Genomic DNA, 1,379 nt, shown 5'->3' with positions numbered 1-1,379 from the left:
AGGTGTTCGCAGACCAGCAGGTCGCGGGTGCGTTGGTCGGTGGGGGCGTCGCCCGCGGGGGAGAACTTGACCAGCACATGGCGGTCGCCTGTGATGGCGCAGAACTTGGGCTGCTCGCCCCCGGCGGACGAGCCGCCCATGCTGCCTTGCATGGCCGCGTCGGCCAGGGACGGATAGTCGGCTGGCGATGCGGCGCGGCGGGCACGCTGCGGCAGGGTGTGAAAGCGCGCAAACGCGGCCTCGCCCACCACCAGGTTGCCGGGCAGGTCGTCACCACACAGGGCCAGGGCGCGCAGCACGTCGTCGTCGCTCCAGTAGCGGGGGTCGTTGCCCAGTTGCAGCTCGGGGTGGGCGCTCGCGAAGGTGCGGCCCATGAAGCCCTGGGGGCGCATGTCGTCCAGAAACCACGGCAGGCCGTCAAAGCGCTTGGAGAGGCCGTCTTCTTCGTCCACCCACACCGCGCCGCTGGCCAGGGGCACCATGCGCCCGAACGGGCTGGGCTGGCCGTGCGCGTTGATGCGCATGATGGGCACGCTGCGCCCCACGTCGCGCACGGTGCGCGGCAGCACATAGCGTTGCTTGCGGGCGGCGCCCACCTTTTGCACCTCGCCCGCCTGGATGAGCGGAGCCAGCGCGCGCGAGACGGTGGGCTGGCTCACCCCCAGCGCGGTTTGCAGCTCGGCGCTGCTGAGCGCACCACCCTGGCGGCGCAGGGCTTGCAGGATGCTGGCGGAGAGGTCTGGGGTGGCGGGCATGAATGATTATATGAATAGATTTATTTCTGCAAAAACCTATTTAAATCAAATATTAAGCCAGTTACATGAATAGATTTTGAAAGCTATTTTTCATGGAATGGGGCCCTGATACGGTCACGGGCAGCGCGAGGACATTGTTTTGGGAATGCCTTGGACTGTCTTATCGGATTTCGACAGCGTATTCTGCGAGCCTTGCAACCCCAAGAAAGAGCCCCCATGCAACTCGGCTACACCATCCTCTACGTCCCCGACGTATCCGCCACGCTCAAGTTCTACGAGGCGGCCTTTGGCCTGACCACCCGCTTTCTGCATGAGAGTGGCGACTACGGCGAGCTGGAAACAGGCAGCACCGCGCTGGCGTTTTCAGCCCACCGCCTGATGCAGCAGCTGGGCAAGAACCCGCAGGCGGCCAGCCCCACGGCGCCCTGCTTTGAGATTGCAATGTGCACGCCCGATGTGGCCGCTGCGCTGGAGCGCGCCGTGGCTGCCGGGGCCACGCCCATGCGCCCCCTGGAGGTGATGCCTTGGGGCCAAACGATTGCTTATGTGGCTGATATCAACGGCTTTTTGGTGGAGCTGTGCACGCCCATGGGCTGAGCCTCTTGGAGGCAGAGCCGCTGATCG

At 64.9% G+C, this 1,379-nt stretch carries 2 protein-coding genes; one reads left to right on the top strand and one right to left on the bottom strand.

Translation table 11 applies throughout. From position 1 onward, the window contains the following. Nucleotides 1–755 (bottom strand): MarR family transcriptional regulator (locus EBS11_RS28290; RefSeq protein ID WP_290608859.1); only part of this gene is annotated, 755 nt, incomplete at its 3' end. Between the two features lie 216 nt (nucleotides 756–971). Between EBS11_RS28290 and EBS11_RS28285 the strand changes: the two genes are divergently transcribed. Continuing rightward, entirely contained in the window at nucleotides 972–1,352 is a 381-nt protein-coding gene (locus tag EBS11_RS28285; protein ID WP_290608857.1) for a VOC family protein, read from the top strand. The last annotated feature ends 27 nt before the right edge of the window (nucleotides 1,353–1,379 follow it).

Origin of the sequence: Janthinobacterium sp. (assembly GCF_009923995.1) — a bacterium.
Taxonomy (GTDB): Bacteria; Pseudomonadota; Gammaproteobacteria; order Burkholderiales; family Burkholderiaceae_D; genus Janthinobacterium.
The sequence above is the reverse complement of the archived record's forward strand: the minus strand, read 5'-3'. Positions and strand labels throughout refer to the sequence as shown.

Bases quoted from the DNA above. Each gene is read 5' to 3' on its own strand.
- EBS11_RS28285 (WP_290608857.1), top strand. From the start codon at position 972: ATGCAACTCGGCTACACCATCCTCTACGTCCCCGACGTATCCGCCACG.